This window comes from Flavisolibacter ginsenosidimutans (assembly GCF_007970805.1).
Lineage (GTDB): Bacteria > Bacteroidota > Bacteroidia > Chitinophagales > Chitinophagaceae > Flavisolibacter > Flavisolibacter ginsenosidimutans.
In genome coordinates this window covers 990233-1017219 of sequence record NZ_CP042433.1, presented here as the reverse complement: position 1 = coordinate 1017219, position 26987 = coordinate 990233, and the positions used below count along the sequence as shown (strand labels likewise).

Here is a 26987-nt window from a genome sequence, read left to right as displayed (position 1 = left end):
ACGCATGGCTTACAAAAATCAGCAACAGTTTATTGAACTTTTAGACCGCGAAGGCGAATTGGTTCACATTAAAGAATACATCAATCCGCATTTGGAAATTTCGGAGATCACCGATCGAATTTCCAAAACACCGGGCGGCGGCAAAGCGCTTTTGTTTGAAAACACCGGTTTTCCTTTCCCGGTTTTGATGAACGCTTACGGTAGCGAACGGCGCATGTGCCTGGCGCTTGGCGTGCAGCATCTTGACGACGTAGCAAAAGACATCGAAGCGTTGTTTCATTTGCTCGCTTCGCCGAAAGAAAACATCGTGGATAAATTAAAGATGCTGCCCAAACTTGGACAATTTGCTTCGTGGATGCCCAAGGTTAGAAGCGGCAGGGGCGAATGCCAGGAAATAATTTGGAAAGGCGACGATGCAGACATTACGAAGCTTCCCGTCATTACCTGCTGGCCCAAAGACGGCGGTCCATTTGTAACGCTGCCCGTCATTCACACGAAAGATCCAAACACAAATACGCGGAACGTGGGCATGTATCGAATGCAGGTTTTTGGTCCGCAACTCACGGGCATGCATTGGCACAAGCACAAGGTTTCGGCAAAGCATTTTAACGAGTATAAAAAGCTGAACAAAAAAATGCCCGTGGCGGTTGCACTCGGGGGTGACCCGGCCTATGCTTATTCGGCCACGGCGCCGTTGCCGGAAAACGTTGACGAATACATGCTGGCCGGTTTTCTGCGCAAGAAAAAAGTGGAATTGGTAAAGTGCATTACGCAGCCTGAAATCGAAGTGCCGGCTGACGCAGACTTTGTGATTGAAGGCTATGTTGACCCATCGGATGAACTGATTTGGGAAGGGCCTTTCGGCGATCACACCGGTTATTATTCTTTGCCCGACTGGTATCCGCGTTTTCACATTACCTGCATTACCCATAAAAAAAACCCGGTTTATCCGGCAACCATCGTCGGCATTCCGCCGCAGGAAGATGCCTGGCTCGGCAAAGCCACCGAACGCATTTTTTTGGCGCCAATGAAGATGACAATGGTCCCCGAGATTGTGGACATGGACATGCCGGTGGAAGGCGTCTTTCACAATTTGGTGATTGCGCAGATAAAAAAAGAATACGCGGGGCAGGGACAAAAAGTAATGAATGCGATGTGGGGCGCCGGACAGATGATGTTCAATAAAATTTTGGTGATAACCGATGAAGGCGTGAAAATCAGTGCTTACGAAAATTTAGCGAAATATGTTTTCCGAAATTTAAATCCTGTTACTGACGTTTATTTTTCGCAAGGGCCGATGGACGTGCTCGATCACAGTTGCAGTAAACTTGGCTTCGGCGGCAAAATGTGCATTGACGGAACTGCGAAGTTCGACGAAGAAAAAGAATTGGGTTTGGAGTTGGGAGCAGGGGGGTTGGAGTTGGGAGTTGATGTCATCAAAAACAGGTTCCCAGAAGTTAGGGAGGTCAACGTTTCGCTTTTGAAAAAGGAAATTCCGGTGTTGATTGTTTCAGTAGAAAAGAACCGCGTTGGACACGTTCGGGAATTACATCAACAGATTTGCGGGCAGGAAGAATTGGCGGGAATAAAAATGATTTTGTACGTTGAGCACACGGTAGATGCAAATGATCTGCCCATTGCCCTCTGGCGATTCTGCAACAACCTCGACCCACGAAGGGATGCGGTTCTCTTTACCTCAAGTTCCCGGCCCGCCTGCATGGGTCTTGACGGAACGATCAAAACAAAAGCCCTCGATAATTTTCAGCGCGACTGGCCCAACATCATTGTGATGGACGACGCAACCATAAAGGCCGTGGATGAGAAATGGGACAGCCTTGGTCTTGGTGAATTTCTTTCTTCTCCTTCGCTGAAATTTAAAGGACAGACTTACGGCGAAGAAGCGGCAGTGGCTTGAACGAATGCATCAGGCCGCTTTGAGCAGCCTGATGCATTTCCCAACATTCAAAACTTATAATCTTCCCGTTCTGGGTGAAACACGTCAAGCAACTGACAGTCCGTAATGGCTTGGCCGCCGTGCTTTGCGTACGGCGGAATGACCGCAACAACTCCGGGTTTTAAAACCCTCGTTTCACCGTCAACCGTTAATTCAAATTCTCCCGATAAAACATGCGCCACCTGTTCACGCGGGTGCGAATGTTCGGGAATGCCGTAACCGGCTTCCACGGTCCAATAAACAAAACTCATCGTGCCGGTGTGCACTGTTCTTGCGTGGTAACCCTTGACAATCTCTTTTGAAGGCAGGTCTTCAATTTGTATAAACGACATGCTGCAAATCTAAGCCAGCCTTGGAAGCAGCGTTTTGATTCCGGCTTTGCATCTTGAATTTGGATTGTATATCCTGGATTTGCCTTTAAGGATTTCACATTTCCAGCCATTCAACTCATGCCGTCTTACTGTATCTTGCTTTCATGAAAAAACTTGCCTTGCTTTCTTTTTTGTTTGCGGCCACGGGCCTTGTGGCTTGCGGACAAAAAACAAAATCCGCACCCCGCGTAGCTTCCACTGAAAACACTCTGCTCTGGCGCATCAGCGGAAAAAACCTTTCCAAACCGTCTTACCTCTTTGGCACCATGCACCTGCTTTGCGGCGATGACATTGCGTTGAGCGATAGCCTCAAAGCTGCCATCCAAAATTCTGACAACGTTTACCTGGAACTTGAGATGGACAATCTTTTTGAAATGATGGGCGCCATGCAGCACATGAGCATGAAAGGCGATACCACGCTGGCCGATCTGCTTTCGAAACAGGAATACCAAAAAGTGAAAACATATTTTGAAGCGAACAGCACAATGCTTCCTTTCTCAATGTTGGAAACGTTTAAGCCAATGCTTGCTGCGTCGCTGATTGCCGAACAACAATCCAAAACAACCTGCGACAACATGGTGGCCATGGAAAGCCTGATCATGGAAGAAGCCAAAAGCGCCGACAAAAAAATCAAAGGGCTTGAAACCATGAACTACCAGTTGAGCATTTTTGATAAAATTCCGTACAAGCTGCAGGCAAAACAGTTGTACGACATGATTAGCAAAACAAAGGATACAACCGAAAGCCACGAGTTGGCAGTCCTTACCGATGCTTACCGCAACCAGCAACTGGACAAGCTGGGCGAAATGACGGTGAAAGAAGACATGGGCATGAAAAATTTCACTGAGCTTTTCCTGTACAACCGCAACGCGAACTGGGCGAAGAAACTCAACGAGTTGATGCCCGGCAAATCTTTGGTTGTGGCCGTTGGCGCGGGCCATTTACCGGGAAAAAAGGGCGTTATTAGTCTGCTTCGTCAAGAGGGTTACAAAGTGGAGCCGGTAAAAAACGAGATGGTGAAGAAGGGCAAGTCAATTTAGGTTGATAAACTAATACGGAAACAGGTTGATACGTTAATGAAGATAGGGACGTCGTAACGCATTAACCTGTTTCCGTATTAACGCTTCTTAAAACCTTTCAAGCCCGCTGAAGAAAAAGTCGCCTTCAATTTTTGCGTTCTCATCGCTGTCGCTGCCGTGCACGGCGTTCTCGCCAAGCGAGGTTGCAAACAGTTTGCGAATCGTTCCTTCGTCGGCTTTTGCGGGATCGGTTGCGCCAATCAAAGTTCTAAAATCGGCTACCGCGTTTTCCTTCTCCAGTATGGCCGCAATGATTAAGCCGCTGCTCATAAACTTTGTCAACTCCCCGTAAAAGGGACGCTCTTTGTGCACTTCGTAAAACTCACCGGCTTTTTCGGTTGACAATTTTGTTTGCTTCAATGCAACGATCTTAAAACCGGATTTAATAATCTTATCCAAAATAGCGCCGGCATGACCGTTCTTCATGGCGTCGGGCTTTATCATGGTGAAGGTTCTGTTGCTCATAAAAAATTTTGGCGGCAAAAATAAGGGTTCGGGGATTTCACAGCTTGAAAATGATTTCACAAATCATCTTTTGTTTTCCTGTATTCTTCATTCGCTTTCTTTAGCAAACAAGCATTGCACCGTGAGCGACAGATAGAAGTTGCGTGTTGCCGCAGCGTTGTAATAGCGGCCGCCCGCAGCGTTGATGTCGTTGCCCAGGCTGTATTTTGCGTTGAGCAAATTTTCACCACCGGCAACGATTTTGACCCGCCATTGCACGGCAAAGAGTTTTTCAAAACCAACCCGGACCTGCAGCAAATGGTAGGCGTTTGCGTAGTCGCTGTTGGCATCGTTCAACGGAATCTTATCACTAAAGAAATAACTGACGGTGGCAAGCCATCCGCTTTTCGTCTTTGCATCAACGCCGGTTGAAATGGTGTGCGGCGCTTCGCCGGGCAAACGGTTGCCGGAATAATCGGCGCTGAGTTGCTTAAATTCTTTGTACCGGAAAAGATGCCAGGTGTGACTGAACCAGAACGAGCCTTTTTGCACGAAGGAAAAAGATTTTAAAACCGGATAGTTTAGCGATGTTTCAATTCCTTTTTGCAACGTGCTGCCGGCATTGGTGTAAAAATCGCCGCCACTTGCGTCGCGCCGTTGTACGATGGTATTTTGCAAGCGAAAAAGAAAAGCATTTACATCAAACGAAAACTCTTTGAACCCGCCTTTGAAACCTGCATCGTAATTCGTTCCTTCTTCGGCGTTCAGCGATAGATTAAGGCTGCTTCCGCTGGGTAATAACTCTGTTGAAGCAGGAGGAGAGAAGCCCTTTGCAATGCTTGAATAAACCGAGAGGGTTTTCCACTTTTTTGCCAGCGAAACACGCGGCTCGAATTGCGCCGAAAAATCGCGTTGTTGCTCTGGCGAAGGCAAAGGATAGCCATGCTTTATTTTCACCTGCAAATAATTGACGCTCCCGCCTACAGATAATTCCCAACCGTTTTTTTCAAAACTTCCCTGCAAGAAAAGAAGCGATTGCCGAATGGGAATATCGTCCGCGCTTTGTAGCGAATCTCTCCCTCCGTTGCGATTTTTATAAACGGAAATGCTTGAAAAATTTTGCTGCCATTCGGCGCCGGTGACCAAATGAAAATTGACTTGATGAAGGTTTTTCTCAACGCGAAAAACAGTTCGTCCACCAACATGAGGCTCCAGGTTTCTGCCGTAATTGCGAATAGCGGGATTATTTAATTCAGTAAACATGCCGTAAGCAGACGTAGTATTGGAAAAGCTTTCAGAAAATTTTTGACTGAAGCTGGCGCCTGCTAAAAATGTGTTCTCGTTTATGGATGCCTTGCTTTGCGCTGCAGCCGGAAAGCCTCCCGCGGCCGGCCTTGCGGCTCTCGGTTCGGCATCGTATTCGGCTTTGGTTAAAGCGCCGGGTGTTTCGTAAAAAAGACGGCTGTATAAAAAGGTTGTTTTCAAAACGGCTTTTTTCGTGGTAAACCGTCCGTTCCAACTAAAAATATTTCTTTCCAATGCTGAATGAAAGCGGTAGCCTTCGCTTTGCATGTGCTGAAAGCCAAACTTGTTCTTTGCTTCGTCCGCACCAACCGTTGCTGATGCGTAAAAATTGCGAAGGCCAAAACTTCCTGTGGTTGTTTCCGCAAAAACATTGTTCGCTTCATTGGGGTTCACGCTTTCAATCAGCATTACACCGCCGGTTCCCGCACCGTAAACACTACTGCCCGGTCCTTTAATGATTTCGAGAGAATTAAAATTGTAATTGCCCAATGCATTCAGGTAACTGTTGCCGCCGGGATCCGTAAACGGCAGATCGTTGTAATAAATCTTTACGTTGCGCACACCAAACGGCGACCGCAACGAGCTGCCACGAATGTTCAGACGATAACTTCCGGGAGACCGCTCTTCCATTCGAATGCCGGGGGTTGCGTTAATCGCTTGTACAATTGAATTGCTGCCAAATTTTTCGAGATCCTGGTAATTGATATAATTCTCGGCAGCAGCAAGTTCTTTTAGTTTTCGTGTCCGCTCAAAGGCTTTAATAACAACAGTCTCTAATCGATTCGCTTTTGTTGTGTCGTTTTCTTGCGCACGAACAACCAAAAAACTAAACAGTAGAAAACTCGTGCAAAAAAATTTCATTTGCCGACTTTGTGTGGCATAATTACTGTTTTATTCTTTGTGCATCACACAACAAAATATTATTCCTATGGCAGGCCTAGAGGCGATAACAACAAAAGCGGCTCCTCAGGACGTGGAGCAAGTAACCAGAGTAATCGAAGCATGAAAAAGCCAGTGGCTCGTGAAAAATCCAACCATGACGAAAAAACCGTGGCAAGCGATCTGAACCCAAGGCAAAACCCGTGATCAATCTTCAAACCGAAATGAACATTTAGATACCCGTAAAGATTGATCGTGTACTCTAATATCAATACTGTCCCGCTTTTTGGCGGGACATCTTATTTAAAAGGATTAAGGGAACGGGAATTGATGAACTCTCTCCAAAAACCAATTTGAAAATTGTTGCCCTGTCCGATACACATTCGCGTCACCGTCTTTTAAAATTACCCAAGGGAGATGTGTTGCTTCACGCCGGCGACGTGAGCTATCACGGCGACAAGCGGGAGATTGAAGATTTTCTTCAATGGTTTGGTCAATTGCCTTTTTCTTTTAAAATCTTCATTGCGGGCAACCATGATTTCTTTTTTGAAAGAGAAAAGCTAAGTGCGATTAAGAAGATGTTGCCGCCCACGGTCCATTATTTAATGGATGAAGAGGTATCAATAAACGGAATCAAGATCTGGGGTTCGCCTTATACGCCTAAGTTTTATCGCTGGGCCTTCAACAAGCAACGCGGTGAACCTTTGGCTGAACAATGGAAAAAAATTCCGGCTGACGTTGACGTTCTGCTGACGCACGGGCCTGTTTACGGAATTCTGGACCTCACGCCGAACGAGCAACATGCGGGTGATAAAGACTTGCTTCGGGAAGTGCTGCGTGTAAAACCCAAGGCGCATGTATGCGGCCACATCCACGAATCTTACGGCATGGTAAAACGCCACGGCATAAAATTTATAAACGCATGTGTATTGAACGAAGCTTACGAGTTGGTACACAAACCAATTTTGTTTGAAGTCTGAGAGGGTAAAGTACCGGTTTCGTCAAATGTTTGTCAGAAAGAGGAATTTTAATTCAATGTTTAAACATTGAATTATTATATTTGCAATCTAAATACAACGTTATGGCAATTACATGGAAGATCGACCCCGCACACTCCGAGGTTCAGTTCAAAGTCAAGCACTTGATGATTACGACTGTGACCGGTTACTTCAAGCAATTTGATTTGGAAGTGATTACAGAATCAGACGACTTTGCAACGGCGTCAAAAATTGAGTTCACTGCCGACATCAACTCGATAGACACCAACAATCAGCAGCGCGACACACACCTTAAGTCGGCTGACTTTTTCGACGCAGACAATCACGGACAATTAAAATTTGTTGGAAAGAAATACGAGGCAAACGGAGACGAAGCAAAGCTGCACGGCGATTTGACCATCCGCGGTGTGACCAAACCCATTACGCTGAACGTTGAATTTGGCGGCATCGTGGTGGACCCATACGGGCAAACCAAAGCCGGTTTCACCGTGAGCGGGAAAATCAGTCGTAAAGAATTTGGTTTGATTTGGAATGCCGTAACCGAAGCCGGAAGCGTTGTTGTAAGTGACGAAATCCGTGTTCATTGCGAAATACAAGTCGTGAAGCAGGGATAATCTGAATGATATTTCAAATGCAGCGGCAAACGCTGCATTTTGCTTATTTTTCAATTTTAACGTTCACGAAAAGTCGAAACATTTATCTTAGCCCGCTATGACAGTAGAACAAATCGAAACATTTTTAGCAAAGGAAACAGTTCCTCAGGGAAAGATCATTCGCTTTGAAATGAAGAAAAGAAACCCCGTTCGGGGATTGATTGTAAAAGGCAGGGATTACAACGAATTGAAGGGAAAAAATTTCTGGCGCATCGTTACGCAAACACATCTTGCTGAGTATAGCAAATCCCAAAATATCAACCTGGCAAAAATTTTCAGCGGAACAGAGTTTGCCAAGCTTTCGTTGGTAAGCAACAAAGCCGAAGACTAAGATTGTTCGCTGTCGCCTCTTCTGAACAATACATTTTCGTATTGGTTTAAACCTATTTTTGCGTTCATTAAAAACAAAGCGTAAAGCCCGAGGCGTCGTGTACGTTTGGTAACTTTAACGCACAAGTGTGTCCCATGTTCGCAATTCTTCTTTTTTTGGTGCTGCATTGGTATTTGTCGCTGTTTGCACAATCGTTTTTTCACCACCGTTACGCCGCTCACCGCGCCTTTACGATGAGCAAAGGATGGGAGAAGTTTTTCTTTGCCTATTCATTTGTTACGCAAGGCTCTTCTTACATGAGTCCGCGGGTTTACGCCATCCTCCACCGCATTCACCACGCTTACACCGATACGGAACTCGACCCCCACTCGCCATCCTTTGACAAAAATTGGATCAGCATGATGTGGCGCACCTCTTTTACCTATGTACAAATCATGAAGGAAAAGATGGTCATTGAAGAACGCTTTTTGAAGAACGTTCCGCAAAAAAATTGGTTGGACTGGTGGGGCAATACCTGGTATTCGCGCATTCTTTGGTCAGGCGTTTATGTTTGGTTTTATGTTGTCTTTGCACCGTCGGCCTGGTGGTATTTATTGATTCCCGTGCACATTTTAATGGGGCCCATTCACGGCATGGTCATCAACTGGTTTGCGCACAAATACGGCCGGGTAAATTTTGAAACCGACAACACGTCAAAAAACCTTTTTAAGGTTGACGTGCTGATGCTCGGCGAAGGTTATCACAACAATCACCACAAGTTTCCTTCGCGCAGCAATTTTGCGGTGAAGAAAGGCGAATTCGATCCCGTTTATCCTGTTATCGCTTTATTTCACAAGCTAAAAATTGTGAAAATAAACAACGTCGTAGCCTAAGATTTTGAAGCGATGTGCGCCAAAATTTTTTGCGCATGTTCCCTTGAATTTTCAATGAAAAGACGGTGCGTGTTCATGCCGCCGCAAATAACACCGGCCAGGTAAATTCCCGGGACGTTTGTTTCGTGCGTCTCTTCGTTGTAAGCAGGTTTCCTCACGTCATCGTTACTTAATTCAATTCCAATATTTTTAAGAAAAGAAAGATTGGGTTGATAACCCGTTAAGGAAAGCACCCAATCGTTTGGCAAAACGATTTCTTCTTCCGGCGTCTGAATGACAACTTCGTTCTCCCGGATTTCTTTTAAACAGGAATTAAAGTAAGCCTTGATCGATCCTTCTTTAATGCGGTTTTCAATATCGGGGCGTACCCAATATTTTACCCGTTGCCCAATTTCGGGCTTGCGCACTACCATCGTTACTTCTGCACCTTTGCGCCAGGTTTCAAGCGCCGCATCCACAGCGGAATTTTGCGCACCCACAACCACTACTTTTTGAAAGGCGTAGTAGTGCGGGTCATCGTAGTAGTGCTTCACTTTTGGCAAATTTTCGCCGGGAATATTTAGCAGGTAAGGGATGTCATAAAAACCCGTTGCAATAATAATATTGCCGGCTGTATAGATTGACTTGCTGGTTATGATTTGAAACGGCGGTTGCTTCTTTTCTCCTGTCTGTTTTACTTCCAAAACTTCTTCAAACAAATGAATGTTGATGCGGTTATCCTGCGCCACGCGACGATAATATTCCAACGCTTCTGCTCGCCTTGGTTTGGGGTTGTTGCTAACAAAAGGTACGCCGCCAATTTCCAAGCGTTCGGATGTAGAAAAGAAGGTCATGTTTACCGGATAATTGTAAAGCGAATTAACAAGTGTTCCTTTTTCCAGAATTAAATAGCGAATCCCTTTTTTTTCTGCCTCCAATGCGCAGGCCATTCCAATGGGTCCGCCACCGATGATAATGAGAGAATAGTGTGTCGTCAAATTTTGTTTTGTTTACGGTGCAAAAATTTTTGTGCCTTTCATCACGCTTATTTCCGAACCCGCAGCCAGAAAAACCGATGAAGGTTCTTGCTTCAATACATTTCCGAATGCAGGCCCGTAAAGCTTTTCTGCATTGCAGAAAATATCGTGCTCAATCACTTTATGAATCTTCCATCGCGGATGAGAAACCTGGTAAGTGCCGCTGCATTTTTCGTTCACGAATGTATAACCCCAGTAATGCTCCGTGATGAACTCCTCTGCCGAGCCTTTAACCCAATCTTCCGGCTCTTTTTCTGCTTTTGCTTTGAGATAATTCCATTCGCCGGCTACCTTCCAAAAATATCCAACTTCCAAATTTTCTTCATCAAGTTTCCAGTTATGTTTCATGTTACGCGTCGAATAATTCTCACCGTATAAAATGTTTGCAACAAAAGAAATGGCGCGACGCGGAACGATTTCTTTCAGAAAAACAACGCCTCTTTTCCATTCGTCGCCATCTTTGTAACGAACGTAAAAACGCAAATTCACTTCTTCAAATGTGCGGTGAAAGGGAATGGACAACCCCATAACTTTTGTACGGGCAAAGAGAAATCCCACAAGGCTTACGTAATGAATACCGTTGAAAGCATCCAACTCTGTGCTGCAGGGTAAATAAGCTTTTAGAATTGAAGCCTCAATAGGATAATTTGCCATCACGAGGTTTTGCCATTTGGCGGTTAAAAACGGTTGGGGCATAAGCGAAGGAAAGGAATAATAAACAGTTAAACAAGGAACATCGAATGCCCAAATTTTGTTCATTTACTTCGCCACTCAACCTTCTTTGCTCAACTCTTCTTTTCTTCCCGCATATCTTTGCGACGCTTAAAACCGCTATATGAATAAAACCGTTTACATTGTTTCCGCTGTGCGTACGCCAATGGGTTCTTTTGGCGGCGCATTAAAAGATGTACCCACACCGCAATTAGGCGCTGTAGCCATTAAAGGCGCCCTTGAAAAGGCGGGTATTAGACCCGAACAAGTTGATGAAGTGCTGATGGGTTGTGTATTGCAAGCAAATCTTGGACAAGCGCCTGCACGCCAGGCAGCCAAGGCCGCCGGACTTCCCGACAAGGTCATTTGCACCACCGTTAATAAAGTTTGTGCAAGCGGCATGAAAGCAATAGCACAAGGCGCACAAACTATTTTACTGGGCGATGCTGATGTTGTTGTCGCCGGCGGAATGGAGAACATGAGCGCTGTGCCGTTTTATGTTCCAAGTCTTCGTTGGGGAAACAAATACGGCGAAACACCGCTGGTGGATGGTTTGCAGAAGGATGGCCTCACCGATTGTTACAGCAATTTTGCGATGGGCTGCGCCGCAGATATTTGTGCAGCCGAAAACAAAATCAGTCGCGAAGAACAAGATGCCTTTGCCACTGAAAGTTACAAGCGAAGCCAGGCCGCATGGAACGAAGGCCGCTTTGCCGATGAAATTGTTCCCGTCGTCATTGCTTCAAAAAAAGGCGATGTAACAGTTGATAAAGACGAAGAACCATGGAATGTGAAGTTTGATAAAATTGCATCGCTGAAGCCGGCATTTGGAAAAGAAGGAACGGTTACAGCCGCCAACGCCAGCACTATGAACGACGGCGCTGCAGCCGTGGTTTTAATGAGCAAGGCAAAAGCAGATGAATTGGGCATTAAGCCCATCGCCATCATTCTGGGTTATGCCGATGCTGAACAAGAACCAACCTGGTTTACAACGACGCCAAGTATCGCGCTGCCGAAAGCGGTAAGAAAGGCAGGTGTGGAAATGAAAGATATTGATTACGTTGAACTGAACGAGGCCTTTAGCGTTGTAGGCATCACAAACACAAAAATGATGAACCTTGATCCGGCCAAAGTAAATGTGAACGGTGGAGCGGTTTCGTTGGGCCATCCGCTCGGTTGCAGCGGTGCGAGGATCATTGTTACATTGATAAACGTACTCAAACAAAAAGGCGGAAAGATAGGAGCGGCAGGCATTTGCAACGGCGGCGGTGGTGCCAGTGCAATGGTGATAGAAAATGTTTAACCAACTTAATTAAGCAGTATTCTTCAAAGCTCCGGACAACCGGAGCTTTTGCTTTTCATCCGGTTTCGCTATTCGCTACTTGCCTTTACGGCTGTATTTAAATCGCAATACCATCATAAAAACGTTCAGCAAAAATGAAAACGAATTGGTTAGAATAATGGGAAAATCGTTGCGCATGAAACCGTAAGCCACCCATGTAGCCACACCCAACATCAATACGGCAAGCATTAGTTTCGAAATATCTTCCGCTTTCTTTTCTTTAATTGTCTTTATCAATTGCGGCAGGAGAGAGGATGCAGTGCAAACACCGGCAAACAAACCCACAACTTGTGTCCAGTTCATGCGGCAAGCAATTGCAAAGGCCCGGCCAGAAGGAGGACTTCACTATTTATGGTTCGTCTTTGACAATGAAAAGCATAAAGATTATTTATCAATGACCGGCCCTTAACCACTTTTAGGTTTATTCCGCCTCGTCTGCTAAATTTGCCCACCTTTCAATTCAAAATTACATGAGACAAATTCCTTTTCGTGAAGCCCTGCGCGAAGCCATGAACGAAGAAATGCGCCGCGACGATCGTGTGTTTTTAATGGGCGAAGAAGTGGCCGAATACAACGGCGCTTATAAAGTAAGCCAAGGCATGCTGGCCGAATTTGGCCCGAGGCGTGTAATTGATACGCCCATAGCGGAACTGGGTTTTGCAGCCGTTGGCGTGGGTGCTGCACAAAACGGGCTTCGACCGATTGTGGAATTTATGACCTGGAACTTTGCTGCCTTAGCCCTCGACCAGATTTTGAACACTGCGTCAAAAATGCTGGCCATGAGCGGTGGACAAATTACTTGCCCTATTGTATTTCGCGGCCCGAACGGCTCGGCAGGTCAATTGGGGGCACAGCACTCAACGGCTTTTGAAGCGCTTTATGCAAACATCCCGGGATTAAAAGTGGTATCGCCAAGCAACGGCTACGACGCCAAAGGTTTGTTGAAGCAGGCCATCCGTTACGAAGAGGATCCTGTTATTTTTATGGAGAGCGAAGTAATGTACGGCGATAAAAGTGACGTGCCCGATGAAGAATATTACATTGAACTGGGAAAGGCAGATGTAAAGAAACAAGGCCGTGATGTAACGATTGTTTCTTTCAATAAAATGATGAAGGTAGCTCTTGGTGCGGCAGCGGAGTTGGAGAAGGAAGGAATTAGTGCCGAAGTCATCGATCTTCGAAGCATCCGCCCGCTGGACTGGATGACCATTTTGGAAAGCGTGAAAAAAACAAACCGCCTGGTGATTGTTGAAGAGCAATGGCCTTTCGCTTCTATTTCGTCCGAGGTGGCCTATCGCATACAAAAAGAAGGTTTCGATTACCTCGATGCGCCCATTCGCCGCATCACAGCGGCCGATGCACCATTGCACTATGCCCCGAATCTGGTTGCAGCAGCGCTGCCTGACGTGCCGCGAACAGTAAGTCTTGTAAAGGAAGTAATGTATCTGAAAAAATAATTGAAATCAAGTCGTAGAAGACCTGCCCCAAAGTGGGTAGAATTGATAAAAAGTTGTGTCCAATGGACACAACTTTTTCATTTTCAATACATCTACCCCAAAAAATATTTTTCGAAAAGTTTTGAATTCTGGATGAAGGACTGCATCTTTGTCTCGGTTTTTCATAGGATATTGGATTTTACACGAGGCTGGATTTCTATCCGGCCTTTATTTTTTTCTAAGTGTTTGCCCTTACTTCATTAATCCCGAATAAGTCAACGCACACATACACTGCTTCACCTCTTTTTAGGACGAATACATTTGAAGCGTTTGCAAAAATTTATTGCCACTTGCCGTACTGCTTTCTTGTTGCTAACCGTACATGCGCGTTTCTTCTTATTTCCTTTACTTTGCCGTCTCAATAAAAAAAATGGCGACGCTTCTAATCATTGACGACGAAAAATCAATCCGCAAAACCCTTACAGAAATTCTCTCCTTTGAAGGCTACAAAATTGAAGAAGCAGCAGACGGTGAAGAAGGCCTGAAAAAATTCAGGGAGAAAACCTTTGACGTTGTTCTGTGCGACATTAAAATGCCCAAGATAGACGGGATGGAGTTTCTGCAAAAGGCGACAGAAGCAGCCCCCGATGTTCCCGTCATTATGATTTCCGGTCACGGCACAATAGAAACCGCTGTGGAAGCCGTGAAAAAAGGCGCCTATGACTTTATTTCCAAACCGCCAGACTTGAACCGTCTTCTTATTACCATTCGCAACGCCATGGAGCGAAACAAACTGGTAAGCGAAACAAAGACCCTTAAGCGTCGTGTAAGCAAAGTGCAAGAGATGATTGGCGAGTCGGCGCCCATTAAACAAATCAAAGACACCATCGAAAAAGTTGCGCCTACCGAAGCCAGGGTTTTAATTACCGGCGAGAACGGCGTGGGCAAGGAGTTGGTGGCCCGTTGGCTGCATCAAAAAAGCAGCCGGGCCGAAAATCCTTTGGTTGAAGTGAACTGCGCCGCCATCCCAAGTGAACTGATCGAAAGCGAATTGTTTGGCCACGAGAAAGGTTCGTTCACGTCAGCCATCAAGCAACGCATCGGCAAGTTTGAGCAAGCCAACGGCGGCACGTTGTTTCTGGATGAAATTGGCGACATGAGTTTAAGTGCACAAGCCAAAGTTTTGCGTGCCTTGCAGGAAGGAAAAATAACCCGCGTTGGCGCCGATAAGGACATCAACGTGGACGTGCGGGTAGTCGCCGCCACCAACAAAGATTTGATGAAGGAAGTAGAAGAAAAGAACTTTCGCCTTGACCTTTATCACCGCCTTAGTGTTATTCTTATCCATGTGCCTTCTCTGAACGAAAGAAGAGACGACGTTCCGTTGTTGGTCAATAATTTTCTAAAAGAAATTTGCGAAGATTACGGCATGCCGCCAAAGTCCATTGACGATGACGCCATGAAGGCTTTACAGGAGTACAACTGGACCGGCAATATCCGCGAGTTACGAAACGTTGTGGAGCGGCTGGTTATCCTCTCTGGCAAAACCATTACGGAAAACGACATCAAATCATACGTGTTACCAAAATAAAGCCCCGGCGGAATGTATTGATTAACGAGGAAATGCTTGCTTTTCACGCGATTCAATTAACCGAAAAATATCTTCGTCTCTTCGCAAAAGTTGCAAGCCGACAAAGCTTCGCTGGCTCTGCTCAATGCCGCGGCCCGAAACAAAAATTTGATGATCAGGAAAGCTCCTTCGCAGCGTTTCCAAATAATCGTCAATGTGCACACCCGTAAAATTGGTAATGAGGTGCAAATACAAAAAGCGAATGCCCGGAAGTTGTGCAGCTTCTTTTAAATCAGCAAGTTTAATGTTTGCACCGAGGTATAAAACTTTCCAGTTATTCTTTCGCAGGAGATAGTTTAAAAAAAGAAGCGGCAATTCGTGGTATTCGTTCTCCGGGCAAAAAAGAGCAAGTTCCGGCGCCTCGTTTTGTGCTGCTGAAAACCTTTCCGTTTCGCTGATCAAGCGGTTTTGAATAAGATAACTTGAAAAGTGTTCCTGTGCAGGAATAACATTGCCCGTATCCCAAAGCAACCCAATGCGATGCAGATACGGGTAACATACGTCAATGATCGTTTTTTCGAAACCAATATTTTCAATCAGCTCGTTCAACACGGCGAGAAAAGATGCCTCGTTAAAATCAAGAGCGGCCTGCAAAAGTTGTTGTACGTAAGTTTTGTAATTCGAAATATGGAGAGCAACCTTGCGCACTTCTTCCACAATTCCATCATCAGACAATACGGCAATCTTAGACACCTTCCAGCCGTTGTGGTAAAGGAAAGAAATACAGAGGAGCTTTTTAAGATCCTCGTTCGAATAAATGCGTTGTTTGCTCTCTTTGCGTTGCGCTTTAAAAAAATTGTAACGCTGCTCCCAAATCCGCAGCGTGTGGGCTTTTATGCCCGTGAGCAACTCAATATTTCGGATGGAAAAACTTTGCATGGCCGCTTGCGAAAATAACGTCTGCCGTCCATCATTTACGCGAATTATTTTACAATCCTACACGCCGATTGCAAACAATATTATGTACCAGACTGCCTTGCTACTATTTTAGCTTCCGTTGCGTCGCACTCTTCAACGCTTTCTCCACTATGCGGCAATTATCACCGGCATACCAGAATATTAAGCTCTTTTATACGTCCAATTCGTCAACCTGTCCTGCAAGCTTAAGCCAAGGTGTGGCTGTTGTTCAGGAAAATTGTTGTGCTGTTGCGCAGGCATTTGTTGAACGTACAATTTTGTGTTTGCCTTGGCCAGGATGGTTCCGCTTTTAAAATACTTTTTCCAGAGTTGCTGATAAAGCGCTTCGCCTTCGTCAAAGATTGCAATTGCATCTTTTTGCGATTCAGCATCCTGTAAAAATTTAGCCCGAACTTTTTGCACCTGTCTTCCGTTGTAATAAAAACCGTACTGTCGTTCTGCGTCATAAATCATCCAGCACCGGTCTGTATAGCTTTTCTTAAACTCTTTAGCAATCAGCGGAAGCACGTTGCAGGCCGGCTCAATCAGGGCATAGTGTAAATGATTTTTTGTTTCCTGAAAACGTACAAAATCTTCCGTTCGTTTCTTTTCTCGCCGTGCTTTTTTTGCGGCCTGAAATACAGATTGCCCAACGGGGTTATGAACATCTTCGTCCAGAACTTTTTCGGCCGCGAAAGCTTGTTGAAAATATTGCAACAATTTATTTTCAATGCCATCCAGTTCGGAAAGAAAGGCGAGGTACACAGCCTTCTGCGCGGTTAGGGTGAGCTTCTTTTCCAATGCTTTCCACACGCGGTTGCTGTGTCTCAAATTATGGTTTACAAAATGTGGCCCGGCAAACATTGAAGGCTGATGCTTCCGCAAAGGCACGATTTCCGGCTCGTTTATTTTGTATTCATACACATCAAATACAGCGCACAAAAAACCTTCAAAGCTACCGTCATACACTACTGTCTTCATGCTTAAAAATACTAAAATATATAGCAAAAAGAAGAGCAGAAATGCTGTTGTTTTCTTAAAGAAATGCCGGTTGGAAAGCCACTTTACAAAGGAAAAATCAATTGCCGGGTGCCGGTTCCGGCTTGCGCAAAAGACCGGAAATTTTAGCAATGTGGTGGTCGTCGTGCTCGGCTACGAAATAGAGCGAGTCAATCAAACGCATGGGCTGATGCAAGCGCGGATGAACCGATATAAGGCTGAGCGTGCCGCGGTCGAAACCATAAATTGTTTCCAGTGTTCGCTGGCGTTCAACGACAAATTGTTGCATCAATTGCTCGAGGCTTTTTTCGTTGTGCCGGGCTTCATTCGTTTTTGTGTTGGTTAAATCGGCAGGCGTAAGAATTTCTTTACGGTCTAAAAAATCCTGCAGGCGTTTCCACCATAACTCTTCCAGATCAGACAAATGTCCCAAGTGTTCCTTCACCGACCAGCCATCGGTATTGTAACTGCAATAATCGTCATCAGCATTCGTCAAAATGGCCTGCAACCGGAACAGTGTTCCTTCGAGCCGGCTAAAAATTACCGAGAAATTTGTAACGGGAAAATCAAAATTAAAGGCCCGTTCAAACCAGGGCGTTTGTTGTATCATTTTTCAATTTACGAATGGGTGGCTATTAAAGTTTGCAGATATTTTGCGTTATGCAGGGCAGCGGCAGATGCGGTGTTGTTGAAGTAAACAAAGGCTTCGTTCACAGTTGACGCGGCCATCTGTGCTGCGATGCGTTCAATAAAACTCTCGCTGTAGGCCGAATGATACAATTTGGGTACGCCGTGAAAGCGATAATAAGCGAACGATAAATCGACAACTGCATCGCTTATCAACCCCGGAAAACTTACGCCGCAAAAGCAAACGTTGGCTTGTTTCAAAGCTGCGAACACATCTTTTCGCCACCAGCTTATGTGCCGGAACTCAATTACATTCTGGTATAGCGGATTCATTTGCCAAAGGATGTTTTGGAGCAGTGTTTCGCTGTAGGCAAGGCTTGGCGGCAATTGAAAAAGTATGGCTCCAAGTTTTTCTTTCAGCCCCTCTTTGGCAAGAAGATAAAAATCGCCAAGAACCTGTTCGGTTTCTTTGAACTTTTGCAGGTGCGTAACAATGCGGGGCACTTTCACCGAAAAGCAAAAATGATCGGGTGCTTTACTGTACCAGTTTTGAAAAAGCGTTGGCTCGGGAAAACGATAGAAGGTATTGTTGATCTCAAGCGTATTAAAGTGCTGTGCGTAATAATCAAACCACCGGGCTTGCGCAAGACCTTTGGGATAAAAAACTTCTTTCCATTCTTTGTAATAAAACCCCGAACAGCCGATGTGCCAGCGGATATGACGCATGTTGTGAGAGTCCAAAAAACTGTACCAGTTGATAAGTTGATAGGTTGATAGGTTGATAGGTTGCAAAATGCACTCATCAACTTATCAACCTATCAACTCTCACTCCAGCCACAACAACGCAATGGCGTTTGTTAGTTCCACCAGCTTGTTAAACGTATCGGGCTTGGTAACAAAACAATTGGCGCCCAAATCATAAACGGCTTGCCGGTCGCGGTAAGAAGATGAAGTAGTAAATACAACCGTTGGAATCCGCCGGAAATAATTATCGGTTTTAAGGGCTTTTAAAATTTCGCGGCCGTCTTTTCCAGGCATGTTTAAATCCAGCATGATCAGCGATGGCTCACCGGAATCGCGAAGGTCCTCGAGGTAGCTCAATAGCCGTTCGCCGTTTTCCAGAAATATACAGTTAACCGCGTCAAGCTTGCTTTCAAATGCGTCGCGAATGATTTCCCTGTCATCCACATCGTCGTCAACAATTAAAATCCTGTGCTTTCGTTTCATGCCGGAATAATTAGCGTAAACGTGGCGCCGGTGTCCGGCAGGCCGCTGGCAAAAATAACGCCGCCGTGGTGCTCGACAATTTTTTTGCAAATGGCAAGACCAATGCCCGAACCTTCATATTCACTTCGGCCGTGAAGTCGGTGAAAGATGGCGAAGATCTTGTGTGCGTATTCGTTTTCAAAGCCAATGCCGTTATCGGAAAAAATAAGTTTCAGATAAGTGGCAGATTTTGAAAACTGGTGCGATTGCTTTTCTTCCAAAGATGCCGTCTCGCATTGCACTAAAATAATGGGCTGCACGCCTTCGCGTACAAACTTTAGCGAGTTGGCAATGAGGTTTTGAAAAAGTTGTCTGAATTGTGACGGAATCACGTTTGCTTCCGGCAAAGCCTCGTAACGAATCACCGCTTTTTGCTGTTCAATTTTGTATTCGAGGGTTTGCAGGGTTTCTTCCAATATTTTTTGCAGGCTTACTTTTTCAAATTGACTGTTGCCGCTAATCATGGAGATGGAAAGCAAATCGGAAATCATGGCTTGCATTCGCTGCGACGCATCCACAATTTTGGTAAGATAAATTTTGCCTTCGTCGCTCAACCGGTCAAGTTGCGAAGCCACAAGCCGGTCGCCAAAAGTGGATATCTTTCGCAGCGGTTCTTTCAGGTCATGCGAAGCCACGTAAGCAAATTCCTCCAGGCTTGCGTTGGATTGCTCCAGTTGCCTTGCGTTTTGCAAAATGGTTCGCTCCATTTCTTTGCGGCGGGTAATGTCGAGCGCAGCGCCAATGATTTGCGTAACGGCGCCTTTCTCATCGCTCTTGAAAATAATTTCACGCACCAGCAGCCAGCGGTAGTCTCCGTCTTTGTGTTTTATGCGGCACTCGTATTGGATCATGCTGTCCACTTGCTGAAAATTCTTTTTGCTTTGCTTTCGTGCGGGCAAAAGCTGCACGTCATCGGGATGATAAAGCAGGGCCGTAACGTTGCCGCCTTCTTCAATGATTTCCTCCGGCAAATAGCCCAGCACAAAAAAAGCTTCGCGGTTTATGTAAGCCAGGCTTTGTGTGGGCACGTCAAAGAGGTAAAGAATAGTAGGCGAGGCATCGGCAATTTGCTGAATAAAATATTCCTGTTCGCGAATGGTTTGAACAGCTAATTTTTGCTCCGTTACGTCAAGCGTAATGTTCAGTATATGCTCCACTTTGCCGTTGCCGTTGTAATCGAAAATTGTTCCGTACGTATGAAACCACCGGTAGTCGCCGTTCTTGTGCTTCATGCGGTATGTAAACTCCGCAACAATGTCCTTTTTGGGGGAAATGCTGTTGGCTTCATCCAGCGCCTTTTGATTCTTTTCCATTATCACCGGCAGGTCATCGGGATGTACGATGCTCACAAAGAAGGCCGTCCCTTTTTCCATCACTTCGCTGGTGGGATAGCCCAACAGTTTTTCAAGCCCCTCGCTAATGAACGTATAAGCGCCTGTGTTTACGTTATAGGATGCGATGATGGACGGCGTTGCGTCCGTGATTTTACGAATGAAGTTTTGACTTTCGCGAAGTTCTGTTTGCGTTTTGTATTGCTGGGTAATTTCTTGCGTGGTGCCGATTAATTTGATGGCTTTTCCTGTTTGGTTGGTAATGACTTCGCCGCGGCGGTGAAGAACTTTTGTTTTTCCGTTCGGCAGGGTAATGCGGTGAATAAAATCAATCGGTTTCTTTTCCCGAATAGCAGCGTCCATCTGAGCCAACATCTTTTCCCTTTCTTCCAGATCTATATAAGACGACCATTCCTCGATTGACAGCGGCGCTTCTTTAGACCGTTCGTAAATGGCAAAAAGTTCATCGCTCCATTTTATGTTCTTTGTCTCAAGTTCGTAGGACCAATTGCCCATCCGTGCCAGCGACTGTGCTTGTTTGTAAAGTTGTTCGCTTTCCTGCAAGCGGAGAATGAGTTCTTCTTTCTCGGTAATGTCTTGCGCCGTGCCAATAACGCAGGTAACGGTTCCGTCTTTGGCAAGACTCACATCTGTATGCAGACTGATGTATTTTAAACCGCCGGTTTTTTTGCGAATGGCGTAGCTAATGCTCTGGCCTTTTTTTGTTAGCAGTACCTGTTCAATTGTTTTTTGAACCTCACCTTTGTGTTCTTCAACAATGGGTTCAAAGGCATCCGTAAACTTTACTTTCTCACCGGGAGACCTCTCATAAATTTTGTACACTTCATCCGACCAAAAGACTTCATCCGTGTTGCAGTTCCAGGAAAAATTTCCCATTTGCGCCAGTTCCTGGGCTTGTTTGTATAGACGCTGGCTTTCTTCCAACTTGCCAATGAGCTTTTGCTTTTCGGTTACGTTCTGTTCCGTGCCGACAATGTAGGTAACCTCGCCGGTTTCGTTACGCAAAACCTGCGCAATGGAACGCAACCATTTTTGCGTACCGTCTTCGGTAACGATCCTGAACGTATAATCAAGCGTGTCTTCTGTGTTTAACCGGTCTACGCCCTGTGCCACAAACTCACGGTCATCCGGGTGAACGAAAGAAAGAAACCGCTCTATGGACAGTTCCTCGCTTTGCGGTTCGAGGCCGTAAATGCGGTACAACTGGTCTGTCCATTCCAGGGTGTTGTGTTTAATGTCCCAACTCCAGTTGCCCATGTCTGCAATTACTTCGGCCTGCATGTACAATGATTCTGATTTTTGCAAGCGGCGGATAAGCGTTTGTTTTTCCGTTACATCCTGATCGGTACCCACAATTCTTTCGGGCTTTCGACCTTCGTTGACTTCAACGCTTCCCCGCGAATGAAGAATTTTTATTTTACCCTCTGGCGTTGAAATGCGATAGTAAAAATCATACGCTTTTTGCCGGTCAATGCTTTCCGTAATAATGTCGTGAAGCATCGTCCTGTCCTCGGGAATTACCTTGTCAAGAACGGCCCGATAATTCATCGGTGTTCCTTTCCTTACTTCATGGATGGCATACATCTCGTCGGACCATTCAATTTCATCTGAGACAAAGTTCCAGACGTAAGTGCCTATATGTGCAAGGGCTTCGGCTCGCTTGTGGCGGCGATCGGCTTCTGCTAATTTTTGCAAAAGCTCGTTGTGTTCTGTAACGTCCATCACCGTGCCCCTCATGCCTATGGGCTTACCATCAAGGTATTCAACAATGCCCCTTGCCCAAATGTGACGCGTTTTGTTTTTTGATTGAATGCGGTACTCGCAATTAAATTGCCCCGACTCCAGGGCGGCGTTAATTGCCGCTTCTACAGATTTGCGATCATCGGGGTGAACCTTCTGCATAAAATTTTGAAGGTCGTTGGGCCCGGTATCAAGCAATTCAAACGTTTTGGGCGAGCCGGTTGAAACACTTTTCTGAAAATCCCAGTAAAAATTTCCCAGTTGGGCAATCTCTTGCGCTTCCACCAATTGCTGTTCGCGGTTGTGCAGCCTCTCGATTGCCTTTTGCTCTTTGTCAATGTCCAGCGTTATGCCAATGGTCTGCGAGACTAAGCCATCGTCCCTGCGCTTAAAAACCGACTCGTAATTGGCCAGCCATTTATATCCATCCTTTGTTCGAACGCGGTATTTAACAACGGAATGCTCGTCTTTCCGCGATTGACGGATCGTTTCAATCTGTTGCAAAAGTTTTTCCTGGTCATCGGGATGTACGAGTGAAGAAACGGCCTTCTCGCCAAGCAAATTCAAGTCCGACTGATCGTAACCAATGATGTCCGGAAGTTTTTTATTTGAATAAATTCCTCTGAAACATTCTACATCAAAAACATAAATGGCGCCCGGAATGGTTTCCGCTACCTTTTGAATAAAGTGCGAGTTTTCTTCCATTCGCTCCTTCACCATTTCCATAAATTGATTTGTAGCGGCGGTAATAGATTGCAAGATGAACAAATCGATTTCTTTGCTTAACGCTATTATCTCTTGCACGTCGGTTGAGTACTCCGTCACAAAGTCAAGCATGGCCATCTTTCGCAAATGGTTAACCTGTATTATATCATCCGCAACGATGGCATCTCTGTCTATAACCTGCAATTGGTTTCCCGTCCATCTTTTTATGGATTGCTCAATCTGCTCAGCGGCCCTGTTCTCCACCAGGTAATTCAGAAACTCGGTGTTGGTTTGCAGGCCTATCCTAAAGCGTTCGTCGGCGGGTATGTTCAAAAAAAACTTCAGCAGCGGAACGTTCAACTCGTACGCATAGTCAATTTGCTTTTGCACAAAGGCAGCCAGTTTTTCCGTCAACAGAAAAGCGGCAAAGCGCGGCAGGCAGGCTAGGTTGGTTAATGATAATGTTGTACCGGTTTTTGCTTCCACAAACAAAGGGTGTTTTTAACGTTGCCGCTGCACACGGGCAACAAGTGTGACAAGAGATTAAAGATAGAGGAAGGATTTCAACTTTCGGATGACCGAAAGGCAAACACGGGAGCCTTGCTTTCTTTATTGCGACTCAATGCGTCATGGCGTCTTTGTCGTTCAGTACTGGCCGCATTACGGCAATCTCAATTCTCGCGCCGCCAATGCCGCGGCGGCGCGCCAGTAAGAAATCTTTCAGCATTGGCAGCGAATCAATCTTTATGTGTTGTGAAGGCGAAATGATTTCAAATGACTCCAGGAAACCGACTAATTTTTGAACGTCCTTTGGGCTCCAGTTCCCTTCTCCAAAAGACATTTTAATGGCCTTGACTTTGGGCGGGTACAATGTAAATTCAAGCTTCTTGGAATTGCTTAACAAAAAGGGATTGTTCATCAAACTGTCTTCGTTTAACCGCCAGATAAATTTTACCGTGTCGGCGGTTTCGTTTTTCATGTCAATGCGCCTGACGGGATTGCAGCTAACGCAGGCCGTTAGAAGAACGAGCAGAAAACCAATAATTATGTTCATGCTTTAGCAGATGCGTCCTTTGTATTTGATGCGGCAAAACAAACGTTGAAAAGTTTCGGTTCTCTCACTCCTCGTTCAAATTGCTTTCGGGGAGTTCCGCGTCGTTGCGCAAGTCTTCGTTCGACACATTTTGCGGAAGACCGATTTCATCGGCTGTGCCGTTAACGGCAGCAAGGTCATCGCTTTCGCCTTCGGCACGCGAAGAGGAAGTTTCACTTTTTTGATTTTCGACGAACCGCTGGTTAAGACCGGAGGCGTTCGGACCGGCCGCCATTCCTTCTACATCCGCATCTACGCGGTGAAAGCCGCTGTCATGACTCATGATGTCTTCCTTAGCGGGGTAGTGTGGGTAGCCGGGAAAATCCTGATCGGTCTTTTCGTCGGGCGACAGCTCCACATCACGTTTGCTGTCCATTGGCTTCGATGAATTTTGTTCCGGTATGCGGCCTTCGTTCTTGTTGTCCTCGTTGCGGTTCATAAAAGCGTTTTCAGCAACGATAAAAATGTTGTGCCAGCGGGCAGAGGTTTGTAGTTGGTAGTTTGTGGTTTGTGGTTTCGTGTTGTGCGAGAATTCTTTTCATTTCAATCCGTTCTATTTTATAAGGCCGGTGAGGTGCAAGGGCTTCACCCTTTTCGCGCCAACCACAAACCCTATAAATATCGCAACGGGTTTCGTCTTGCGGCGAGGATGTAACGTTTTATGTTCATCCAAAAAGCGAGAATCATGTAAATAATAATGGGCGAACCGAGCGTAAGAAAGGAAATATACATAAACCACATGCGGATGCGGGAAGTGGCAATGCCCATCTTTTCGCCGATGGCTGAACAAACGCCAAAGGCCTTCCATTCGATAAAATTTTTGAAGCGGTTCACAAAACGAATATAGGCGTTTTCCATTTTTTGAACGGTTGGGCAGGGTGCTTTCTTGCCGTCTTTTTATTACTTTCGCACCACTTTTAAAACAGCGCAAACAAAATGCCTGTTGTCAACTCTTCAATATAACTACTATGCTTTTTGACCTGGATCTCATCAAAAGAGTTTACGACGAACTTCCTTCCAAAGTACTTGCCGCCCGTAACCTGTTAAAGCGGCCCATGACCCTCGCCGAAAAAATTTTATACGCCCATAGCTTTAAGCCGGCTACCCGCGTTTTTGAACGCGGAAAAGACTACGTGGACTTTGCACCTGACCGCGTAGCCATGCAGGACGCAACGGCGCAGATGGCGCTTCTTCAATTTGATACCTGTGGACGCGACCGCGTGGCCGTGCCTTCTACGGTGCACTGCGATCACTTGATACAAGCCAAAGTGGGAGCGGAGCAAGACCTGAGCACCGCCATTGATACCAACCGCGAGGTATATGATTTTCTGGCTTCAATCTCCAATAAATACGGCATTGGCTTTTGGAAACCCGGCGCAGGCATTATTCACCAGGTTGTCTTGGAAAATTATGCCTTCCCCGGCGGCATGATGATCGGAACTGATTCGCACACACCAAACGCCGGTGGTCTTGGCATGATTGCCATTGGTGTTGGCGGAGCGGATGCCGTGGACGTGATGGCCGGCCTGCCGTGGGAATTGAAAATGCCCAAATTGATTGGTGTAAAACTCACCGGCAAAATGAGCGGCTGGACATCGGCAAAAGACATCATTCTTTGGGTGGCCGGACAATTGACCGTAAAAGGCGGCACAGGCGCAATTGTTGAATATTTTGGCGAAGGTGCGGACAGTTTAAGCTGCACCGGCAAAGCCACCATTTGTAACATGGGTGCAGAGATTGGCGCGACGTGTTCGCTATTTGCCTTTGACGATAAAATGGCGGCCTACTTAAGCGCAACGGGCCGCGAAGAAGTGGCGACCGCAGCCAACCGGGTTCGTGAACACTTGCGTCCCGATGAAGAAGTTTACGCAAATCCCACAAAATATTACGACCAGGTTCTTGAACTGAATTTGGCTGAACTGGAGCCTTATGTAAACGGTCCGTTTACGCCAGATTTGGCGACGCCCATTTCGAAAATGGCCGAAGCCGTTGCCGCACACGGATGGCCCGATGAAGTAGAAGTAGCTTTGATTGGTTCCTGCACCAACTCGTCTTACGAAGACATCAGCCGCAGCGCTTCCATTGCTGCGCAGGCAAAAGCGAAAGATTTGAAAACAGCCAGCGAGTTTACCATCACGCCCGGTTCGGAAGTAGTGCGTTACACAATCGAAAAAGACGGTTACCTGGGCACTTTCGACGAAATCGGTGGCGTGGTTTTGGCCAACGCCTGTGGTCCCTGCATCGGTCAGTGGGCACGGCACATTGACGACCCAACCCGCAAGAATACCATCGTTACTTCTTTCAACAGAAATTTTGCCAAGCGGAACGACGGTCTTGCCTCCACACACGCTTTTGTGGCTTCGCCAGAAATTGTGACGGCTTATGCCATTGCCGGAAGGCTTTCGTTCAATCCTTTGAAGGATAAATTGACGAACGAAAAAGGAGAGGAAGTGATGCTTGACGAACCCAAAGGCTTTGAACTTCCGCCCCGCGGATTTTCGGTTGAAGACCCGGGCTATCAGGCGCCGGCAGCGAGTGGCGTTGGTGTTAAAGTGGAAGTCAGTCCTTCGTCGCAACGCCTGCAATTATTAAGTCCTTTTCCTGCATGGGAAGGAACGGATCTAACCAGCCTTCGTCTTCTAATTAAAGTAAAAGGTAAGTGCACTACCGACCACATTTCAATGGCGGGTCCCTGGTTGAAATTCCGTGGTCATTTGGACAACATCTCGAACAACATGCTTATTGGCGCCGTGAATTTTTTCAACGGACAAACGGATAGCGTGAAGAATTCATTGACCGGCGAATACGGTCCTGTGCCGGCTACGCAGCGTCAGTACAAAGCAAAAGGCATCGGTACCGTCGTGGTGGGCGATGAAAACTACGGCGAAGGTTCATCGAGAGAACACGCTGCAATGGAGCCGAGGCATTTGGGCGTAAGAGTCATTGTGGTGAAAAGCTTTGCCCGTATTCACGAAACAAACCTGAAAAAGCAGGGAATGCTCGGTCTGACCTTTGCCAACAAAGACGATTACGACAAAATTCTGGAAGACGATTTGTTTGACATTACCGGACTTACCGATTTTGCGCCGGGCAAACAATTAACAATGGTGCTTCGTCATGCCGACGGCACATCGGACAAAATCAAACTCAATCATACCTACAACGAGCAGCAGATTGAATGGTTCAAAGCCGGTAGCGCCCTGAACCTTATTCGCAAGCAGTTTGGTAAACTTTAAGCTCTCGCTTATTTTTAAAACCTGTAAGGCCGAAAAGGTCTTGCAGGTTTT

General features: G+C 46.0%; 25 protein-coding genes. 10 read left to right on the top strand and 15 right to left on the bottom strand.

Going from position 1 to position 26987, the window contains the following annotated elements:
• Nucleotides 1-4 precede the first annotated feature (4 nt).
• A complete protein-coding gene (locus tag FSB75_RS04220; protein WP_146783245.1) occupies nt 5-1915 on the top strand; it encodes a menaquinone biosynthesis decarboxylase in 1911 nt (636 codons plus the stop codon).
• Nucleotides 1916-1962: 47 nt separating this feature from the next.
• On the opposite strand, the gene FSB75_RS04215 is transcribed toward FSB75_RS04220, so the two are convergent.
• Nucleotides 1963-2286, bottom strand: a complete 324-nt coding sequence (locus FSB75_RS04215) for a cupin domain-containing protein (RefSeq protein ID WP_146783243.1) — start codon at nt 2284-2286, stop codon at nt 1963-1965.
• Between the two features lie 143 nt (nt 2287-2429).
• On the opposite strand from FSB75_RS04215, the gene FSB75_RS04210 reads away from it, so the two are divergent.
• Nucleotides 2430-3365: a TraB/GumN family protein gene (locus tag FSB75_RS04210; protein WP_146783240.1), complete on the top strand. Its 936-nt coding sequence runs from the start codon at nt 2430-2432 to the stop codon at nt 3363-3365.
• Between the two features lie 87 nt (nt 3366-3452).
• Here FSB75_RS04210 and FSB75_RS04205 read toward each other — a convergent pair whose 3' ends face one another.
• Together FSB75_RS04205 and FSB75_RS04200 are read right to left on the bottom strand one after the other, a co-directional pair.
• Nucleotides 3453-3869, bottom strand: coding sequence for a nucleoside-diphosphate kinase (locus FSB75_RS04205; RefSeq protein WP_146783237.1), 417 nt, complete (start codon nt 3867-3869; stop codon nt 3453-3455).
• Between the two features lie 87 nt (nt 3870-3956).
• Nucleotides 3957-6014, bottom strand: a complete 2058-nt coding sequence (locus FSB75_RS04200; protein WP_146783234.1) for a TonB-dependent receptor — start codon at nt 6012-6014, stop codon at nt 3957-3959.
• A 371-nt stretch (nt 6015-6385) separates the two neighbouring features.
• Here FSB75_RS04200 and FSB75_RS04195 point away from each other — a divergent pair, with 371 nt between their 5' ends.
• From FSB75_RS04195 to FSB75_RS04180, 4 genes are all read left to right on the top strand, one after another.
• Nucleotides 6386-7012 carry a metallophosphatase domain-containing protein gene (locus tag FSB75_RS04195; protein WP_146783231.1) on the top strand — a complete coding sequence of 209 codons (627 nt, stop codon included), beginning with the start codon at nt 6386-6388 and terminating at the stop codon, nt 7010-7012.
• 101 nt (nt 7013-7113) lie between these two features.
• On the top strand, nt 7114-7644 hold the full coding sequence (locus FSB75_RS04190) for a YceI family protein (protein ID WP_146783229.1): 531 nt from the start codon (nt 7114-7116) through the stop codon (nt 7642-7644).
• 97 nt (nt 7645-7741) lie between these two features.
• Nucleotides 7742-8014: a short-chain dehydrogenase gene (locus FSB75_RS04185; protein ID WP_146783227.1), complete on the top strand. Its 273-nt coding sequence runs from the start codon at nt 7742-7744 to the stop codon at nt 8012-8014.
• 134 nt (nt 8015-8148) lie between these two features.
• On the top strand, nt 8149-8886 hold the full coding sequence (locus tag FSB75_RS04180) for an acyl-CoA desaturase (protein ID WP_146783224.1): 738 nt from the start codon (nt 8149-8151) through the stop codon (nt 8884-8886).
• Here FSB75_RS04180 and FSB75_RS04175 read toward each other — a convergent pair.
• A complete protein-coding gene (locus tag FSB75_RS04175; RefSeq protein ID WP_227990760.1) occupies nt 8883-9863 on the bottom strand; it encodes a YpdA family putative bacillithiol disulfide reductase in 981 nt (326 codons plus the stop codon). The genes FSB75_RS04180 and FSB75_RS04175 overlap by 4 nt on opposite strands.
• 12 nt (nt 9864-9875) lie before the next feature.
• The gene (locus FSB75_RS04170) at nt 9876-10598 is read right to left on the bottom strand and encodes a YqjF family protein (RefSeq protein ID WP_146791775.1); all 723 of its coding nucleotides are present in this window, start codon (nt 10596-10598) and stop codon (nt 9876-9878) included.
• Between the two features lie 139 nt (nt 10599-10737).
• On the opposite strand from FSB75_RS04170, the gene FSB75_RS04165 reads away from it, so the two are divergent.
• Nucleotides 10738-11916, top strand: coding sequence for an acetyl-CoA C-acyltransferase (locus FSB75_RS04165; RefSeq protein ID WP_146783220.1), 1179 nt, complete (start codon nt 10738-10740; stop codon nt 11914-11916).
• A 75-nt stretch (nt 11917-11991) separates the two neighbouring features.
• Here the strand turns inward: FSB75_RS04165 and FSB75_RS04160 are convergent, their stop codons facing one another.
• Entirely contained in the window at nt 11992-12258 is a 267-nt protein-coding gene (locus FSB75_RS04160) for a SemiSWEET family sugar transporter (RefSeq protein WP_146783217.1), read from the bottom strand.
• A gap of 167 nt (nt 12259-12425) precedes the next feature.
• Between FSB75_RS04160 and FSB75_RS04155 the strand changes: the two genes are divergently transcribed.
• Together FSB75_RS04155 and FSB75_RS04150 are read left to right on the top strand one after the other, a co-directional pair.
• The gene (locus tag FSB75_RS04155) at nt 12426-13412 is read left to right on the top strand and encodes a pyruvate dehydrogenase complex E1 component subunit beta (RefSeq protein ID WP_146783214.1); all 987 of its coding nucleotides are present in this window, start codon (nt 12426-12428) and stop codon (nt 13410-13412) included.
• A gap of 409 nt (nt 13413-13821) precedes the next feature.
• Nucleotides 13822-14982 (top strand): sigma-54-dependent transcriptional regulator, encoded by a 1161-nt coding sequence (locus FSB75_RS04150; protein WP_146783211.1) that lies wholly within the window; start codon nt 13822-13824, stop codon nt 14980-14982.
• Nucleotides 14983-15003: 21 nt separating this feature from the next.
• On the opposite strand, the gene FSB75_RS04145 is transcribed toward FSB75_RS04150, so the two are convergent.
• The 9 genes from FSB75_RS04145 to FSB75_RS04105 form a co-directional block, all read right to left on the bottom strand.
• Nucleotides 15004-15900: a MerR family transcriptional regulator gene (locus tag FSB75_RS04145; RefSeq protein WP_146783208.1), complete on the bottom strand. Its 897-nt coding sequence runs from the start codon at nt 15898-15900 to the stop codon at nt 15004-15006.
• 180 nt (nt 15901-16080) lie between these two features.
• The gene (locus FSB75_RS04140; RefSeq protein ID WP_146783205.1) at nt 16081-16899 is read right to left on the bottom strand and encodes a TIGR03915 family putative DNA repair protein; all 819 of its coding nucleotides are present in this window, start codon (nt 16897-16899) and stop codon (nt 16081-16083) included.
• A 97-nt stretch (nt 16900-16996) separates the two neighbouring features.
• Entirely contained in the window at nt 16997-17527 is a 531-nt protein-coding gene (locus FSB75_RS04135) for a DinB family protein (RefSeq protein ID WP_146783202.1), read from the bottom strand.
• Between the two features lie 8 nt (nt 17528-17535).
• Nucleotides 17536-18270 (bottom strand): DUF72 domain-containing protein, encoded by a 735-nt coding sequence (locus FSB75_RS04130; protein ID WP_146783199.1) that lies wholly within the window; start codon nt 18268-18270, stop codon nt 17536-17538.
• A 99-nt stretch (nt 18271-18369) separates the two neighbouring features.
• On the bottom strand, nt 18370-18771 hold the full coding sequence (locus FSB75_RS04125; RefSeq protein WP_146783196.1) for a response regulator: 402 nt from the start codon (nt 18769-18771) through the stop codon (nt 18370-18372).
• Nucleotides 18768-23093 (bottom strand): PAS domain-containing protein, encoded by a 4326-nt coding sequence (locus FSB75_RS04120; RefSeq protein ID WP_146783193.1) that lies wholly within the window; start codon nt 23091-23093, stop codon nt 18768-18770. Before FSB75_RS04120 ends, FSB75_RS04125 begins: the two co-directional genes overlap by 4 nt.
• Nucleotides 23094-23226: 133 nt before the next feature.
• Nucleotides 23227-23661 carry a hypothetical protein gene (locus FSB75_RS04115; protein ID WP_146783190.1) on the bottom strand — a complete coding sequence of 145 codons (435 nt, stop codon included), beginning with the start codon at nt 23659-23661 and terminating at the stop codon, nt 23227-23229.
• Nucleotides 23662-23725: 64 nt separating this feature from the next.
• Nucleotides 23726-24139 (bottom strand): hypothetical protein, encoded by a 414-nt coding sequence (locus FSB75_RS04110; RefSeq protein WP_146783187.1) that lies wholly within the window; start codon nt 24137-24139, stop codon nt 23726-23728.
• Between the two features lie 173 nt (nt 24140-24312).
• Nucleotides 24313-24558, bottom strand: a complete 246-nt coding sequence (locus FSB75_RS04105; protein ID WP_227990759.1) for a PspC domain-containing protein — start codon at nt 24556-24558, stop codon at nt 24313-24315.
• Between the two features lie 110 nt (nt 24559-24668).
• Between FSB75_RS04105 and FSB75_RS04100 the strand changes: the two genes are divergently transcribed.
• The gene (locus FSB75_RS04100; RefSeq protein WP_146783184.1) at nt 24669-26936 is read left to right on the top strand and encodes an aconitate hydratase; all 2268 of its coding nucleotides are present in this window, start codon (nt 24669-24671) and stop codon (nt 26934-26936) included.
• Nucleotides 26937-26987: the final 51 nt, after the last annotated feature.